We start from the raw sequence: 15,521 nt of genomic DNA, 5'->3' as shown, positions 1-15,521 counted from the left end.
CTTTACTCCAGGATTCTTAGCTTGGCAAAACTCAGAAGCAATGTCTTTTCACCTTCGTTATCAAAGATAATCGTTGCTTTGGTAGTGTTTCCGTTCGGGTCAATTTTGGTGACCGTCCCGAAACCGAACTTAGGATGTTCTACTTTATTTCCTTCCGCCAGGTTTGCCGTGTCGCTCGGTTTGAAGTCATCACTTGGCACATGGGCCTGTACTGGTTTGGCTGCACTTACCGGTTTGAGGTTGGAAAGTACCTGGCTTTTGGATGTCGGAATACCCACAGGTGGCTTTCTCTCGGTAAATGAAGGTTCTGCCCTTTCTGCTGTTGGCCTTACCTTTGGTGATGAAACAGAAAGATATTTTGCTTCAATTTCTTCCAGGAAACGGCTCGGTTCACAATAGCTGAGTTTTCCCCAATTGTATCGTGACTCGGCATAGCTCAGTGATAGTTTTTTCTCTGCTCTGGTGATGGCCACATAAAAAAGCCTGCGTTCTTCTTCCAGGTCAGCCCTGTTTTTAAGCATCATCTGCGATGGGAACAGGTTTTCTTCCATACCTACTACATATACATGCTTGAATTCCAGTCCTTTAGCTCCGTGAATGGTCATCATCGTAACTTTTTCAGGGTCACCGTCTTCATCCTGGTCAGCGTTGGTCAGCAGCGAAACTGTCTGCAGAAAAGAGGAGAGGGTTTTATCTTCATTTTCATCGTTATCAACAAACTGCTTGATAGAGTTGAGTAGTTCCTGCACGTTTTCGTGACGGGCCATACCCTCGATCGTTTTATCGATATAAAGTTCGTGAAGTATCCCTGAAGTTTTGGCGATGTGCATGGCGGCTTCATAGGCATCTTTCCCTTCGTCCAGTAAGATACCATAGCTTTTGATCATGATCGCAAAGGTTTCTATCGCAGTAGAAGCCCGCCCGTCAAAATAGAACTTGATATTACTGACAATATCCCAGATGCTGGTGTTTTGCTCTGAGGCCGTCACAATGATTTTCGCTACTGTCTGGTCACCGATGCCTCTTTTAGGCAGGTTGATGATGCGTTTGAACGCTTCTTCGTCCTGCTGGTTCACTGTAAAACGTAAGTAGGCGAGGAGGTCTTTGATTTCTTTTCTCTGATAGAAAGACAAGCCGCCGATGATACGGTATTTGATATTGAGCTTTCTCAGGGCTTCTTCAAACGCCCTGGATTGAGCGTTGGTCCTGTACAGAATGGCATAATCGGAGTTGTTGAACCCATCTCTTATTTTGCCTTCAAATATATTATTGGCAATGATTCTGCCTTCTTCATTATCAGAAATAGCCCTGATGACTTCAATTTTATCACCTTCTTCATTTTCTGAAAATACATTTTTTTCGAGTTGATTTTTGTTTTTCTGGATCAGCGAGTTGGCCGCATTCACGATATTCTGGGTCGACCGGTAATTCTGCTCCAGTTTAACAACTTTCAGATCGGGATAATCTTTTCTGAAATTAAGGATGTTCTGGATGTTGGCTCCGCGGAAAGCATAAATACTCTGGGCATCGTCACCTACGACACAGATGTTCTGGCTTACAGCAGACAGCTTGCGGGTGATCAGGTACTGTGAAAGGTTGGTATCCTGGAACTCATCCACCATCACGTGTTTGAATTTGTGCTGGTATTTGTTCAGTACGTCCAGGTGATCACGGAACAACACGTTGGTATTGAACAGCAAATCATCAAAATCCATGGCATTGGCCTGAAAGCAACGCATGGCATAGGTACGGTATATCCTGGAGATTTCGGGCATTTGTGCCGCTCTGTCTTCTTCCAGGAAAATGTCATTTTCTGCATAAGCCTGATGCGAAATCAGGGCGTTTTTGGCACTCGAAATACGGTTAAGGACGTAGTTCGGGCGGTATGTTTTATCGTCGAGAGCGAATTCCTTGATGATGGATTTCAGCAGGGACTTGCTGTCGTCGGTGTCGTAAATCGAGAAATTGGCACTGTATCCCAACCTGGTGCCTTCAATCCTCAGTATTTTGGCAAATACCGAGTGAAAAGTCCCCATCCACAGATTGCGGGCTTCGCTACCGATTACTTTTTCGATACGGTGTCTCATTTCTTCTGCTGCCTTATTGGTAAAAGTCAGGGAAAGAATATTAAACGGATCAACACCCTGGCTGATCAGCCAGGCTATTCTGTAGGTTAGTACACGGGTTTTCCCCGAACCGGCACCTGCGATGATCATCAAAGGACCCTCTTTATGAGTGACTGCTTCTAATTGTGGTGGGTTAAGTTCTGATAAGTATTGATTCACACGAAAACTGTTTTAAAATTTATACAAAGATAAAAAACCTTCCCTAAAGTACCGTGGCAAATTGAGTATTACTATAGACAGGAGAGCTCCGCAAAATAAAAAAATATCTGAGAGACAGATACTTGGATAGGATATGCTTTATTTATTTTTTAGATTTGTGTCTTTTATTATTTAACCATAAAGTGTTCTTTCTTGTCTGCACTATCAACCTATTGTCAGAAAGGCCGTTTTTATTTGTATGAAGATTAATTTTAAGGTAGATAAGAGTCTGATATCTTATTTTTTTGTTGCTCTGATAGGGGTTGGTACACAGCTTGTTGTGAGTTCTGCTTCACAGAAAATGTTTAACCTGACATATATAAGTTCTATCGGACTGGGTTATTTCATTGCGTTCCTCACTACTTTCTTCCTGATTAACAGATATTCTTTTACGTCTGATAATAACGGGAAAATCAGGAACAGGATTTTAAAATACATTATTGTTTCCCTGTTTTCAGGCCTTATAACTGTTTATGGATCAGGGATTTGCCTGCTTAGTTTACAGAAGATTACCGGAATGGACACCATTCCTTTTTATGTTTCCGATAAAGAGATAGATACTTTTAAGCTTTTTTCCCACTTTTTCGGGATGGGGGCCAGTTTTGTGTTTAATTACGTTTCACACAAAACCTTCACGTTTAAGAAGACGGATTTATTTAACAGGTTTTTAACGAGATTTTTCAGCAGGGCAGATCAGGATAAAGAGGCATAAAAAAACCGGAGCTTAACGCTCCGGTTTTTTTTATAGATCACTGAAATCAAAAGTATCGAGAAACGCAGTAGTAAACTTGCCGGATCTGAATTGCTCATCCTCCATCAGTTTAAGGTGGAATGGAATCGTGGTTTTAACTCCCTGGATGAAAAACTCCTGCAGGGCTCTTTTCATCCTGACGATGACTTCCTCTCTGCTTCTTGCCGTAACGATCAGTTTGGCAATCATTGAATCATAATTAGGAGGAATGGTATATCCTGCATAAACATGGCTATCCACACGAACACCGTGTCCACCCGGAAGGTGCATCTGGGTGATGGTTCCCGGTGATGGTCTGAAACCGTTTTTAGGATCTTCTGCATTAATACGACATTCCATGGAGAACATTTTCGGAGTATAGTTCTGACCGGAAATCGGAATACCGGCAGCTACTTTGATTTGTTCTTTGATCAGGTCAAAGTCGGTTACTTCTTCAGTAATCGGGTGCTCTACCTGGATACGGGTATTCATTTCCATGAAATAAAAATCCCCGTTTTTATCTACCAGGAACTCGACGGTTCCGGCTCCTTCGTATTTAATGGCTGCAGCACCGGCAATAGCCGCCTGCCCCATTCTTTCTCTCAATTCAGGGCTCACTACCGGTGAAGGCGTTTCTTCCACCAGCTTCTGGTGACGTCTCTGGATAGAGCAGTCTCTCTCAGAGAGGTGACATACCTTACCGAACTGATCACCTACGATCTGAATTTCGATGTGACGTGGTTCTTCTACAAATTTTTCGAGGTAAAGGCCATCGTTTCCGAAGGCAGCACCTGATTCCATTTTGGCATCGTCCCACATTTTCTGAAACTCAGCATCTTCCCTGATGATCCTCATCCCTCTGCCACCACCACCGGCGGTTGCTTTGATGATGACAGGGTAACCTATCTGATTGGCTATTTTGATACCTTCTTCCACAGAAGATAAAAGGCCTTTGGAACCTGGAATAACAGGCACACCGGCTTTGATCATTGTAGCTTTGGCAGTGGCTTTATCGCCCATCTGGTTGATCTGCTCGGCAGAAGCCCCGATGAATTTGATACCGTAATCTTCACAGATTCTCGAAAACTCGGCATTTTCAGATAAAAAACCATAGCCAGGGTGTATCGCATCAGCATTCGTGATTTCGGCTGCCGAAATAATGCTTGGAATATTCAGATAAGATTGTTTGCTTGAGGGAGGACCGATACAAACGGCTTCATCTGCAAAACGGACGTGCAAACTTTCTTTATCAGCTGTAGAATAAACGGCCACAGTTTTAATGCCCATTTCTCTGCAGGTCCTGATGATTCTCAGGGCAATCTCACCACGGTTTGCAATTAGTATTTTTTTAAACATAACATTCTTCCTTTATGTGTTTATTATAAGAATAAAAATCCTGCTTTATCAAGAAGGATCTACAAGGAATAATGGTTGGTCGAATTCAACCGGAGTGGCATCTTCAACTAATATTTTAACAATTTTACCTGAAATTTCAGATTCGATCTCATTGAACAGCTTCATAGCTTCAATGATACAGATGACCTTACCTGATTTCACCTCATCACCTACTTCAGTGAAATTCGGCTTACCCGGTCCGGCAGATCTGTAGAATGTACCGATCATCGGAGATTTGATTTCGATAAGGTTTGAAGCCGTTTCTTTTTGAACAGGCTGGGCAGGAGCTTCAGCCGGAGCAGATGAAGCAGCAGGAGCTTCAGCAGGTCTTTGATGATATACCGGAGCTTCAAGAGGAATACTGGTGTACTGAACTGAAGCCGTGTGATTTCTTTTGATCTGAAGTTTTAACTCCGCAGTTTCAATATTAACCTCGTTAAGGTCTGATTTGGAGATAAAATCGATTAATTTCTGAATTTCTCTAGTATCCATTTGCTTAAGTACTTTAGGTTTAAAGGCATCACAAATGTATATATTTACATTCATGCAACCAATTATTTATTTTTTTGCTTCGGGGTATGATTATTTCTCTTTTACCCGCGAATCATATTCATAAGTTGTAGTATTCACCCTGATCAGCTCATCGTTTTCGATAAACAAAGGCACCTTGATGTTCGCTCCGGTTTCTACTTTTGCTGCTTTCATCGAGTTGTTGGCAGAGTCACCTTTAATACCTGGCTCTGTGTAGCTGATTCTCAGATCAACGTAAGCCGGCATTTCAACTGAAAGTGGCGTTTCTGTCTCGGAGTGAACCAGGATGTCTATCGTTGATCCTTCTTTCATCAGGTCGTACTGAGGAACCATAGATTCCGGAAGACTGATCTGTTCAAAAGTCTCATTGTTCATGAAATTGTATCCCATATCGTCGCTATATAGATACTGGAACGGTCTTTTCTCAATTCTGGCTGTAGTTACTTTTTCACCGGCGGTGAAAGTATTGTCTAAAACTCTGCCGGTTTTGATGTTTTTCAGTTTCGTTCTTACAAATGCCCCGCCTTTACCAGGTTTTACGTGCTGGAATTCAACGATGATATACAAATCATTGTTCCACTCTAAAGCCAGGCCATTTCTGAAATCTGCTGTTGTTGCCATAAAAATATGTTATTTTTCAATATTAAATCTTAATCCGATAAATGGTTTTATTTCATCAAAACCAAATTTTTCAAACTTCTTACTTTGGCTTTTAACCGTAGTAAAGGATTGGTACAGGACATCCTGTTTGCAAATACCAAATCTGAATGTGAAAGAGTCGTTGTAGGTATAGGCCAGGTAAATAGTAGCGTCAAGAGCCTTATTGGAGGATTTGGAGAAAATAAAGTTAAACCTGTTGGGAGAGGTCTCCAGTCCCTTGAGGTCTGCTGAGCCGGCTTCTTCTATCGTATAATTTAAAGAGTCCAGACCTTTGCCGAAGTTAATACCGATAATATCAACAGACACCCCTAAAGATAGTTTACGATACCCGTATTCCACCCCGATCGGGATGCTTAAAGAAGGGCTGAAATTGGCTTTTGTCAGCATGATATAACTGTCCTTCTTTGAATCTATATTAGGAATGTTCCCTTTTTTAACGATATCACCGGTGAATTTGATGGCTGTTGAAAACCTTACCGGAAACCGGTTGCCGATTTGGAGAGCCTGTCCGATCTGTACATCCGGAGAAAGGTGTTTCTGAGAGAAAGTGTAATCAAGCGATAATTGGTTAAACACCCTGAATTTTTGAGCTGAAGCTGAAATTCCAAAAGCGATCAGCAAACTAACCAGAATAATTTTTTTCATATTACCCATGAATTTTATTTTTAGTATGCCCACTTCAGGAATGCTGAACCCCATGTAAATCCACCTCCGAAAGCCGCTAATATAAGATTATCTCCTTTTTTCAGCTGCGATTCATAATCGAATAAACACAATGGGATGGTTCCGGCAGTGGTATTTCCGTAATTCTGAATGTTCATCATTACTTTCTCAGGTCCGATTTCCATGCGGTTGGCCGTTGCGTCGATGATACGCTTATTGGCCTGATGAGGAACCAGCCAGGTGACGTCGTCGCCTGTCAGGTGGTTACGGTTCATGATCTCTGCAGCGGCGTCTGCCATTTTGGTCACTGCAAATTTGAATACCTGCGGACCTTCCTGGCTGATGTAATGCCAGCGATTGTCGATGGTCTGATGGCTGGCCGGGTTTTTACTTCCGCCGCCTTTCATGATCAGATGGTTTTCGCCAGTTCCGTCAGAATGAAGAAGGAAGTCCATCAGCCCGTTTTCTTCAGTAGTCGGTTCGAGCATTACCGCACCGGCACCGTCACCGAAAAGAACACAGGTGGTTCTGTCTGTATAATCTATAATGGACGACATTTTGTCTCCACCAATTACAATTACTTTTTTGTATGTGCCGGCCTCAATGAACTGAGCACCAACAGAAAGGGCATAAATAAATCCTGAACAAGCTGCCAGGATATCAAAACTACCAACACTTGGAATACCTACCTGTGTGCAAACCAGGTTGGCCGTCGAAGGGAAAAGATAATCAGGAGTAACAGTTGCACAGATCACCAGATCAACCTCCTTAGGATCAATGGATGTCTTCTTTAACAAGCCTCTTACAGCTTCAGCAGCCATAAATGAAGTTCCTAAACCTTCGCCTTTTAAAATATGTCTTTGTTTAATTCCGGTTCGACTGGTAATCCATTCATCATTGGTATCAACAATTTTTTCTAAATCTGCATTGGTAAGGACATCCTCCGGAACATAGCCGTGAACTCCTGTTATAGCTGCTCTTAATCTCATATCGTTTTGTTGTCGCTGATTTCAGCGTGATTTTCAATCCTCGAAAGCTTCGGATATTTTTTGGGTTACTTCTGACTCGATCTGTTTTTTGGCTAAAAGGATCATGTTCTGGATAGCCAGCGGAGAAGAAATCCCGTGGGCTACAATCACATTGCCTTTCACGCCAATAATGGGGCTTCCTCCGGTTACCTCATAGTTCATCCTGTCTATCAGAGGGTCTTTAATGTCCTGGGTGGCGGCATAATCATAGAGAGATTCTCCCATTTTGAAGATGATATTGCCTGTAAAGCCGTCAGTCACCATGACATCCGCTTTGCCGTCAAACATATCCCGTCCTTCAATATTACCGACGAAGTTAATTTTTTTGTTGGTTTTAAGTAGCTGATGGGTTGCCTGAGCCACAGAAGAACCTTTCTGTTCTTCTTCACCGATATTCAACAGTCCGACTTTCGGTTTATCTATTCCGAAAGCGAATTTTGCATAAAGGGATCCTAACTCAGCAAATTGCATCAACACTTCAGGCTTACAGTCGGCATTGGCACCAATATCAAGCATAAGGCTGTATTTTCCGTTTTTCAAAGGAAAATAGCCTGCGATTGGGGGCCTCTGGATGTTACCAAAAGTTCTTAAAGTAAACAGCGAACCCACCATCATAGCCCCGGTATTACCGGCACTGCAGAAAGCCTGAACCTGATTTTCCTTTAAAAGTTTAAACCCAACTCCGATACTGGAATTGGGTTTTTGAGAAAAAGCTCTTGTAGGATGCTCGTGCATTTCAATAACGTCCGGAGCATAAACCATTTCGATTAATCCCGCAGGATAATCAAGGTTATGCAGGACATCAAGCATAGCATCTTGTCTCCCTATTAATACAATTTTGTACTCTTTTGGCAGCAATTTAGCCGCCATAATAGCACCTTCAATAACAGCTTTGGGAGCAAAGTCTCCCCCCATTGCATCAACAGCAATCTTCAACATAGGTTCTGTTTGATTATATGAGGTTTATTTCTTGTAAAATTACGCTTTTTGGTAATTTTCAACTACCAGTTTACCTTTATAAAAAAGGTTACCCTCGTGAACGTGAGCATGGTGACGCAAGTGAACTTCACCTGTAGTAGCATCTACCGACAGATGTTTTGTGGTCAAAGCATCATGCGTTCTGCGTTTATCTCTCCTGGTCTTTGATATTTTCCGTTTAGGATGTGCCATATCTGAAAAAAATTTACTCTATTTATATACTTAAATTATTCTTTGTTCTTGAGCTTCAGTAAAGCCGCCCATCTTGGATCTGACGCCTCAGCATCACTTTCTTTTTCTTTTGCCTTCTCAGATGCTTCGTCGCTGTAAATCAAAAGTTCAGCATCCGGATCCTCATCTTCACTTCTGAACCTCGGATGAAGTTTTTTCATCGGAACAGAAAGGCTTATAAAATCAAATATATGTTGTGAAACGTTAATTTTGGGTGTTCCGAAAGGAATTATTTCAATTTCATCGGAAATAACCTCATTGCGGTCTCCATATTTGTAAATATACTTTTCCGAAATCGAAAAAGGTTCTTCAAAATCTTCCAGGCTACGATCACAAACCAGGTTCAAAATACCCTTGATATCAAAAACCAGCCTCATCATCGTGGTAGATTTATCTAAAGTGACTTTTGCACTGAACTGACCGGACTCAATAATATCCTGTTCAAAAGCACCAAAGAAATCTTTGGATCCTTCAAATTCAAACTCATGGACTTTCTCTTCAAGCCCGTGAATATTGATGTCATATTTAGTTAAAATCTTCCCCATTCTTTTTACAGAAAGGCTGCAAATTTACAGCCTTTTTTCGAGAACTAAAAGTTTTGAGTCAATAATTAATTTACTTGACATCTCTGGAGCAAAAATAAAGCCTTTTTCCCTTTTTATTTATATTTTCGTGTTTTATGAATAAACCATGATTGTATTTGACATTGGCAATACGGACACTGTTGTCGGAATTTACAGAGAAGGTCAGCTGACCAAAACATTGAGGATCAGGTCACTGACCAATGAAAATGCAGTCTATTTCGAATACAGGCTTCTGAATTTCTTTCTTGAGAATAATCTTGATGCAAGTGGTTTTTCCAAGGCCGTGATCAGCAGTGTGGTGCCAACGCTGACTCCAGTCTTTACCGGCTTCTGTGATAGGTTTTTGGGAGTGTCCCCTGTTATTGTGTCTCCTGTCAAATCCGGCTTGATGAAAATAAGTATAGAAAACGGAGATGAACTGGGGGCAGATCTATTTGCCAACGCCCTTTCGGCCTATACCAGGTTTAAAGATAACTGCATTATTGTGGACTTCGGAACGGCCCTCACTTTTACGATGGTCAGTAAAGACTCTGAGATTCTGGGAGTTTGCATAGCACCGGGACTGAGAACTGCCGTAAAGTCTTTGTTTTCAAATACTTCTTTGCTTCCCGATGTAAAACTGGAAATGCCGGAGACTGTTATCGGACGGAATTCACTTCATTCTATCAGGTCCGGTATTTTATTCGGATACGACGGGCTGGTCAGGGGCCTGCTGAAAAGGATTAAGGCGGAGATGGGAGGGGAGGCGGTAGTTGTCGCCACAGGAGGTCTTTCTGCGGTCATCAGCACGCTTCATGACGAGTTCGATGAGGTTGACAAGAACCTCACCCTCGACGGACTGTACATTTACGGGAATCATTACTGATAAAGCTTTTTCCAGCGGATATATTCTTCGACTTCTTCAGTGACCATGTACTTGATGCTTTTGCCTTCTTTCAGACTGTTGCGGATAAAGGTCGCCGAAATGTCCAGCAAAGGAGCATCAATGAATTTTACTTTCGGGTGGTTTTTGAAGTTGTGTTCAGCGGTTTCGGGCCTTGGATAGACATATAATTGATAATACTCCAGAATCTTCTCATAGTTTTTCCAGTTTTCAAACTGCACCAGGTTGTCTTCCCCCATGATCAGGATAAATTCATGTCCGGGGTTTTTCTCAGAGATAACGGCCAGCGTGTCTATGGTATAAGATGGCTTGGGCAAATGGAATTCTACGTCATTCACTTTAAGCTTAAAGTTGTCAGCAATGGCTTTTTCAACCAAGGTGTACCTGTCAAATTCATGTAAAAGGCTCTTGTTTTTCTTGAAAGGGTTCTGCGGCGAAACGATAAACCAAACCTGGTCAAGGTCTGAATTACAGGCCATGGTATTGGCTATAATCAGGTGCCCGATATGAATAGGGTTAAATGAACCAAAAAATAATCCGATCTTCATTTATTAATGATTGAATATAGAATGATTGAGTGATAGAATGTTCACTGACGGGAAATATGAGGAAGGCACAACCGCCTGCATTTCCCGTTTTCCTTCCTCCTTCTTCCGTTCTCCCTTTCTTAAAGATTCAAAGGCTTTTTGTCAATCTGAAGTGTGCCCTCACAAAATGACTGGTAGACATCTTCTGTTTTCTTGAAAGAACTCTCAAGGTCATCATTGAGTAAAACCACGTCAAATCTGTTTTGAAAAGCCATTTCAAATTTTACTTTATACAGTCTTTTAGAAAGGCTTTCTTCTGTTTCCGTACCTCTGTTGATCAGGCGTTTTTCCAGTTCTTCCATTGACGGCACCTTGACGAAGATTGCCAGGGCCTGATCTCCGAAATATTCTTTGAGTCTCAGTCCGCCTTTGACATCCACATCAAAAATGACGTTTTTGCCTTGTGACCATAGTCTTTCGATCTCTGTTTTCAAGGTGCCGTAGTAACCTCCGGGATACACTTCTTCCCATTCCACAAAGGCATTTTCATCAATTTTTTTATTGAATTCTTCTATACTCAGAAAGTAGTAATCTTTTCCATGTACTTCGTTTCTTCCTCTTTTGTCTCTTGTACAGGCAGAAATAGAGAAGCCAAGGTTATTGTTTACCTCTAAAAGATGCTTTACGAGGGTTGTTTTTCCGGATCCGGAAGGGGCACAAAATATGATAGCTTTACCTTGCTCCATTTGATTATTGACGATTAAAAAAAAACCACTGAGTTTTTCATGCTCAGTGGTTAATACATATTTCTTTATTGCTTACGATTGGAATATCAGCTGGATAATCTTTATTTCAACGACCACAAAGCCCAGAATAAATAAGGAAACACCAATTTTCACTTTCAAAAGATCAACAGTTTTTTGCGGGCAACACTTTCTTTCGATTTTATTCTTCAGTCCTTCTTTGATGCTTTTCTCAAGTTCATAACCTTCAATACACGGAAGGCATTCATCGATGTGAGACTTGAAGTGTTCAATTTCGTCAGGTGAAGCGGATCCGTCTAAAACAGCCTGAATCATTTCCATACATTTTTGATGATTCTCGCAATGCTGCTTTTTCACTTCAACTTTCTGAGGGTTAGACATCTTGGGTATCGTTTTATCTTGAAATTAAATAAAAATTACGTTTTACAGGTTATCTTAGTTCCTTATAACCCATGGTTTTTGCATAAGAACGTAATTTGTCTTTTAATAAGTTCCTTGCACGGTGTAATCTTGATCTTACAGTTCCGATCGGGATGTCTAATATCTTAGCCATTTCTTCATAAGTGAAGCCTTCGATGTCACATAATATGATGACAGTCCTGAAGTCAACCGGCAATCCGTTAAGAGCCATTGCTACTTCATCCCCGATCATGTCCTGCACACTCTCGGTGCGTAAGTCTACAGTACTTTCGTACTCTGCATCTTCTGAAGAGTTATATACGGTTTCTACTTCCTGATAATCTACTTTGGATGGCTCTTTGCTTTTCTTGCGATAGTCATTAATGAAACTATTTTTAAGAATTCTGAAGAGCCAGGCTTTAGCGTTTGTACCTTCCTGAAAAGAATTTATAAACCTGAAAGCTTTTAGGTAAGTGTCTTGTAGTAAGTCGTTTGAGTCGTCTTCGTCGTTGGTTAAACGGAAGGCAAAGTTATACATGGAGTCTATGTGGGGCATAAATTCCTTGTCAAAAATACGGTACTGTTCTTCTTTAGAATACCGTGGTTGTATGTCCAATACTTCTTCGTCTTCTTCCATACTATCCTTCCTTTTCTGCAAAAATATCGTAAAAATTTGAATTTATAACAAGTAAGGCACGGATATGTTTATTTTTATATAAATTTTTATGAGTGGAAATATTCAACGATCAAGTGGAAAATTGACAATAATAAATAATATTTTTGTGATCAAATCATTGCTGTTATGTTAAAATCAGAAATCAGAATCTTGCCAGATTTTTTTGACCGGTACATCAATCTTGTCGAAGACATTGATGTGGTGGAGGGGTTAAAAAAGTTTTCACCGGAAGTCATATTTAGTGACCAGCTGGTTTTAAAAGCCTTGGGAGATAAAGTTTATGCCCCGGGAAAATGGACGATAACAGAAATTCTTCAGCACTGTATCGACACCGAAAGGATTATGGGTTACAGGGCATTGAGGTTTGCACGGAACGATAAAACACAGCTTCCCGGCTTTGATGAGGAATTGTTTGCCGCCAATGCAGAGGCGGCAGACCGTACTTTTGATGACCTGCTTGCTGAGTATACCCGCCTGAGGCAAAGTACCATTGATCTGTTTACCAGCTTTACAGATGAAATGCTGCAGCGTAGAGGGGCTACTTATGTGAGCGAGATCGATGTGCTTTCCCTGGGTTTCGTAATCATCGGGCATGCCATCCATCACAATAAAATTATTATAGACAGATATTACAGTTTACTGGATTAATATGAGAGGTTTGTTTTCTATTATCTTATTGATTGCTTCCAATGCTTTCATGACCCTGGCCTGGTATGGACACCTGAAGTTCGCGGAATGGAAGTGGTTTAATAAACTGGGACTGGTCGGAATCATCATGATCAGCTGGGGCATTGCATTATTTGAGTATATTTTGCAGGTTCCGGCCAACAGGCTGGGTTATAAGGAGAACGGCGGTCCTTTCAGCCTGATTCAGCTTAAAGTGATCCAGGAGGTCATTACCCTGCTTATTTTTACCCTCTTTTCCCTGATATTTTTTAAGAACGAAACCTTTAAGTGGAATCACGTGCTGGCTTTTGTTTTCCTGGTTCTGGCAGTTTATTTTATCTTTAAAAAGTAAGATCGGATGTGATAAAAAAAAGCCCTGTAAATGTTGATTTACAGGGCTTTACTTATTGTATATGATAATATCAGAATAACATTCTGAATTTAATCGTCTCGTCAATCGCTTTGATTTCCTGAACAAACTCTCTTGAATAAGATTTTTCGATGTCAACAATAACATAACCCAATGTTTCATTGGTTTTCAGGTACTGACCTGTGATGTTGATGTTATGTTTGGCGAAGATATTGTTCAGTTTGGCCAGAATACCCGGTACGTTTTTGTGAATATGCAATAATCTGTGGGAATCCTGGAGCAATGGCAGCTGAAGTTCAGGGAAATTGACACTGCCTGTGGTACTGCCGTTGTTGATGTATTCCAGCAGTCTTTCAGGCACATAGTTACCAATACCTTCCTGGGCTTCTTCAGTGCTTCCGCCGATATGCGGAGAAAGGATCACGTTATCCAGTCCGATTAATTCTGAAACAAAAGGGTCATTGTTCGTTTTAGGCTCTTCAGGAAACACATCCACGCCTGCACCGGCTACTTTTCCTGATTTTATAGCATTCACCAGGGCCGGAATGTCGACCACGCTGCCTCTGGCCAGGTTCATGAAAATAACACCATCTTTCATCAGGGCAAATTCCTTTTCACCGATCAGGTTGGTGTTGGATTTTCTGCCGTCAATGTGCATCGAGATGACGTCGCAGGTTTGTAACACTTCTTCCATCGACTTGCACTTTTTCGCATTGCCGATGGGCATTTTATCTACAATATCATAAAAATAGATTTCCATCCCTAAAGCTTCCCCGATAACAGAAAGCTGGGTGCCGATATGGCCATAACCAATCATACCCAGTTTTTTACCTCTTACTTCGAAGCTGTTGTTGGCTGATTTATCCCACACAGATTGATGCATGTTGTTGCTTTTCGGGAAGATCTTCCTGATCAGCATGATCATTTCACCGATGGCCAGCTCAACTACCGACCTGGTATTACTGTAAGGGGCGTTGAAAACAGCGATCCCTCTTTCAGCAGCCGTTTTAAGATCAATCTGGTTGGTACCGATACAAAAAGCACCGATGGCCAGCAGTTTGTCTGCATTCTGAAGTACTTTTTTGGTCAGGTTGGTTTTAGACCTGATACCGATGATAGAGACATCCTTTATTTTTTCAACCAGTTCGTCTTCATCCATGGCACCTTTGTAAGTCTCCACGTCAAAACCCTGGCTTCTGAATGATTCGATAGCCACCGGATGGACGTTTTCAAGAAGGAGTACTTTGATCAGGCTTTTCGGGTAAGACTGGCCTCTTGGCAACTGGTTATAAAACAGAAACTCATCCAGCGATTTGATGACAAAATCTGCATTCTCAGTGACCTTTTTTCTTTCTATATTTTCAGTGAAGGCATAGAATCTGTCTGCTATACCTACTTTACGTAATTCATAATCAGTATATCCGTCTCCGATGACAGAAATATGGCCGTCAAGGTTGAGAGACTGAAGCAATTTTACCTTGCCACCATCCTGGGCCAGTACGTTGGTTTCGTCCACGCCGGTGATCTTACCGCTTTCGTCAAAGACGAAAGTATTGGCATACACATTTTCAGGATCAAGTCCGAGGCTTTCTATGATGGGGATAATGAATTCTTTGAAACCACTTGAAACCACGATGATCTGACTTGCATATTCTTTCAGAAAGCTCTTATTGCTTGAAAAAGAATCGGAAATTTTAGTTTCAAGAAAAGAAACCAGGGCCTTTAAGTGCTCTCTGTTAGCTTCTAACAGTGATAATCTTTGGCTTAAAGCCTCCGAAAAAGAGATTTCTCCGTTCATGCCCATGTCAGTCAGATGACGTATCTGGGAAACGATTTTTTCACGCTGGGGATTGCTGGCCAGAGAGATCACTGCCAGTTCGTCCAAGCCTTCCACTTTCGTAATTGTACTGTCAAAATCGATGATAAAAATTTTCTTCTCTGCGGTCTGTATCACTGGAGTAAAGGTGATTTTAAGTTTTCGTTAAAAAAACAAAGTTAAGTACTTATCAGAAAGCTAATTTGCAAAGCCTACTAATTTTATATTCTTTTCTAAGTAAAGTAACTGATAATATTTGAATAGTACAAAAATGGTGCTGGGGAGAAGATATTTCA

Annotated in this window: 18 protein-coding genes; 4 read left to right on the top strand and 14 right to left on the bottom strand. The window is 41.2% G+C overall.

Features of this window, described 5'->3' with window-relative positions:
- Positions 1–2 precede the first annotated feature (2 nt).
- Positions 3–2,285 carry a UvrD-helicase domain-containing protein gene (locus tag GVN16_RS05225; protein WP_166562794.1) on the bottom strand — a complete coding sequence of 761 codons (2,283 nt, stop codon included), beginning with the start codon at positions 2,283–2,285 and terminating at the stop codon, positions 3–5.
- 238 nt (positions 2,286–2,523) lie between these two features.
- On the opposite strand from GVN16_RS05225, the gene GVN16_RS05220 reads away from it, so the two are divergent.
- Positions 2,524–3,036, top strand: a complete 513-nt coding sequence (locus tag GVN16_RS05220) for a GtrA family protein (protein ID WP_166562793.1) — start codon at positions 2,524–2,526, stop codon at positions 3,034–3,036.
- Positions 3,037–3,066: 30 nt separating this feature from the next.
- Here GVN16_RS05220 and accC read toward each other — a convergent pair whose 3' ends face one another.
- The 8 genes from accC to GVN16_RS05180 form a co-directional block, all read right to left on the bottom strand.
- Positions 3,067–4,410 (bottom strand): acetyl-CoA carboxylase biotin carboxylase subunit, encoded by a 1,344-nt coding sequence (gene accC, locus GVN16_RS05215; RefSeq protein WP_166562792.1) that lies wholly within the window; start codon positions 4,408–4,410, stop codon positions 3,067–3,069.
- 48 nt (positions 4,411–4,458) lie between these two features.
- Positions 4,459–4,941 carry an acetyl-CoA carboxylase biotin carboxyl carrier protein gene (gene accB, locus GVN16_RS05210; RefSeq protein ID WP_166562791.1) on the bottom strand — a complete coding sequence of 161 codons (483 nt, stop codon included), beginning with the start codon at positions 4,939–4,941 and terminating at the stop codon, positions 4,459–4,461.
- A 90-nt stretch (positions 4,942–5,031) separates the two neighbouring features.
- Complete coding sequence (efp, locus tag GVN16_RS05205) at positions 5,032–5,601, bottom strand: elongation factor P (RefSeq protein ID WP_166562790.1); 570 nt, start codon at positions 5,599–5,601, stop codon at positions 5,032–5,034.
- 9 nt (positions 5,602–5,610) lie between these two features.
- On the bottom strand, positions 5,611–6,285 hold the full coding sequence (locus GVN16_RS05200) for a hypothetical protein (RefSeq protein WP_166562789.1): 675 nt from the start codon (positions 6,283–6,285) through the stop codon (positions 5,611–5,613).
- Positions 6,286–6,305: 20 nt separating this feature from the next.
- Positions 6,306–7,292 carry a beta-ketoacyl-ACP synthase III gene (locus tag GVN16_RS05195; RefSeq protein ID WP_166562788.1) on the bottom strand — a complete coding sequence of 329 codons (987 nt, stop codon included), beginning with the start codon at positions 7,290–7,292 and terminating at the stop codon, positions 6,306–6,308.
- Positions 7,293–7,325: 33 nt separating this feature from the next.
- Positions 7,326–8,267 carry a phosphate acyltransferase PlsX gene (gene plsX / locus GVN16_RS05190; RefSeq protein WP_166563119.1) on the bottom strand — a complete coding sequence of 314 codons (942 nt, stop codon included), beginning with the start codon at positions 8,265–8,267 and terminating at the stop codon, positions 7,326–7,328.
- Between the two features lie 42 nt (positions 8,268–8,309).
- Complete coding sequence (rpmF, locus tag GVN16_RS05185; RefSeq protein ID WP_166562787.1) at positions 8,310–8,501, bottom strand: 50S ribosomal protein L32; 192 nt, start codon at positions 8,499–8,501, stop codon at positions 8,310–8,312.
- 35 nt (positions 8,502–8,536) lie between these two features.
- A complete protein-coding gene (locus GVN16_RS05180) occupies positions 8,537–9,085 on the bottom strand; it encodes a DUF177 domain-containing protein (protein WP_166562786.1) in 549 nt (182 codons plus the stop codon).
- 145 nt (positions 9,086–9,230) lie between these two features.
- Here GVN16_RS05180 and GVN16_RS05175 point away from each other — a divergent pair, with 145 nt between their 5' ends.
- A complete protein-coding gene (locus GVN16_RS05175; protein ID WP_166562785.1) occupies positions 9,231–9,989 on the top strand; it encodes a type III pantothenate kinase in 759 nt (252 codons plus the stop codon).
- Here GVN16_RS05175 and nadD read toward each other — a convergent pair.
- The 4 genes from nadD to GVN16_RS05155 all read right to left on the bottom strand — a co-directional run bounded on the left by nadD (position 9,983) and on the right by GVN16_RS05155 (position 12,334).
- Positions 9,983–10,555 carry a nicotinate (nicotinamide) nucleotide adenylyltransferase gene (gene nadD, locus GVN16_RS05170; protein ID WP_166562784.1) on the bottom strand — a complete coding sequence of 191 codons (573 nt, stop codon included), beginning with the start codon at positions 10,553–10,555 and terminating at the stop codon, positions 9,983–9,985. The two genes, GVN16_RS05175 and nadD, sit on opposite strands and share 7 nt — an antisense overlap.
- Positions 10,556–10,674: 119 nt before the next feature.
- Positions 10,675–11,280: a guanylate kinase gene (gene gmk / locus GVN16_RS05165; protein WP_166562783.1), complete on the bottom strand. Its 606-nt coding sequence runs from the start codon at positions 11,278–11,280 to the stop codon at positions 10,675–10,677.
- Between the two features lie 72 nt (positions 11,281–11,352).
- Complete coding sequence (locus GVN16_RS05160; protein WP_166562782.1) at positions 11,353–11,679, bottom strand: zf-HC2 domain-containing protein; 327 nt, start codon at positions 11,677–11,679, stop codon at positions 11,353–11,355.
- A gap of 49 nt (positions 11,680–11,728) precedes the next feature.
- Positions 11,729–12,334, bottom strand: coding sequence for a sigma-70 family RNA polymerase sigma factor (locus tag GVN16_RS05155; RefSeq protein ID WP_166562781.1), 606 nt, complete (start codon positions 12,332–12,334; stop codon positions 11,729–11,731).
- A gap of 165 nt (positions 12,335–12,499) precedes the next feature.
- Between GVN16_RS05155 and GVN16_RS05150 the strand changes: the two genes are divergently transcribed.
- Together GVN16_RS05150 and GVN16_RS05145 are read left to right on the top strand one after the other, a co-directional pair.
- Complete coding sequence (locus GVN16_RS05150; RefSeq protein WP_166562780.1) at positions 12,500–13,021, top strand: DinB family protein; 522 nt, start codon at positions 12,500–12,502, stop codon at positions 13,019–13,021.
- Position 13,022: 1 nt separating this feature from the next.
- On the top strand, positions 13,023–13,391 hold the full coding sequence (locus GVN16_RS05145) for a DMT family protein (RefSeq protein WP_166562779.1): 369 nt from the start codon (positions 13,023–13,025) through the stop codon (positions 13,389–13,391).
- Positions 13,392–13,461: 70 nt separating this feature from the next.
- Here GVN16_RS05145 and serA read toward each other — a convergent pair whose 3' ends face one another.
- Positions 13,462–15,363, bottom strand: coding sequence for a phosphoglycerate dehydrogenase (serA, locus tag GVN16_RS05140; protein WP_166562778.1), 1,902 nt, complete (start codon positions 15,361–15,363; stop codon positions 13,462–13,464).
- Between the last annotated feature and the right edge of the window lie 158 nt (positions 15,364–15,521).

This window comes from Emticicia sp. CRIBPO (genome assembly GCF_009905725.1).
Classification (GTDB): domain Bacteria; phylum Bacteroidota; class Bacteroidia; order Cytophagales; family Spirosomataceae; genus Leadbetterella.
The sequence above is the reverse complement of the archived record's forward strand: the minus strand, read 5'-3'. Positions and strand labels throughout refer to the sequence as shown.

Bases quoted from the DNA above. Each gene is read 5' to 3' on its own strand.
- GVN16_RS05220 (WP_166562793.1), top strand. From the start codon at position 2,524: ATGAAGATTAATTTTAAGGTAGATAAGAGTCTGATATCTTATTTTTTT.
- accC (WP_166562792.1), bottom strand. From the start codon at position 4,410: ATGTTTAAAAAAATACTAATTGCAAACCGTGGTGAGATTGCCCTGAGA.
- accB (WP_166562791.1), bottom strand. From the start codon at position 4,941: ATGGATACTAGAGAAATTCAGAAATTAATCGATTTTATCTCCAAATCA.
- efp (WP_166562790.1), bottom strand. From the start codon at position 5,601: ATGGCAACAACAGCAGATTTCAGAAATGGCCTGGCTTTAGAGTGGAAC.
- GVN16_RS05200 (WP_166562789.1), bottom strand. From the start codon at position 6,285: ATGAAAAAAATTATTCTGGTTAGTTTGCTGATCGCTTTTGGAATTTCA.
- GVN16_RS05195 (WP_166562788.1), bottom strand. From the start codon at position 7,292: ATGAGATTAAGAGCAGCTATAACAGGAGTTCACGGCTATGTTCCGGAG.
- rpmF (WP_166562787.1), bottom strand. From the start codon at position 8,501: ATGGCACATCCTAAACGGAAAATATCAAAGACCAGGAGAGATAAACGC.
- GVN16_RS05180 (WP_166562786.1), bottom strand. From the start codon at position 9,085: ATGGGGAAGATTTTAACTAAATATGACATCAATATTCACGGGCTTGAA.
- GVN16_RS05175 (WP_166562785.1), top strand. From the start codon at position 9,231: ATGATTGTATTTGACATTGGCAATACGGACACTGTTGTCGGAATTTAC.
- nadD (WP_166562784.1), bottom strand. From the start codon at position 10,555: ATGAAGATCGGATTATTTTTTGGTTCATTTAACCCTATTCATATCGGG.
- gmk (WP_166562783.1), bottom strand. From the start codon at position 11,280: ATGGAGCAAGGTAAAGCTATCATATTTTGTGCCCCTTCCGGATCCGGA.
- GVN16_RS05160 (WP_166562782.1), bottom strand. From the start codon at position 11,679: ATGTCTAACCCTCAGAAAGTTGAAGTGAAAAAGCAGCATTGCGAGAAT.
- GVN16_RS05155 (WP_166562781.1), bottom strand. From the start codon at position 12,334: ATGGAAGAAGACGAAGAAGTATTGGACATACAACCACGGTATTCTAAA.
- GVN16_RS05150 (WP_166562780.1), top strand. From the start codon at position 12,500: ATGTTAAAATCAGAAATCAGAATCTTGCCAGATTTTTTTGACCGGTAC.
- GVN16_RS05145 (WP_166562779.1), top strand. From the start codon at position 13,023: ATGAGAGGTTTGTTTTCTATTATCTTATTGATTGCTTCCAATGCTTTC.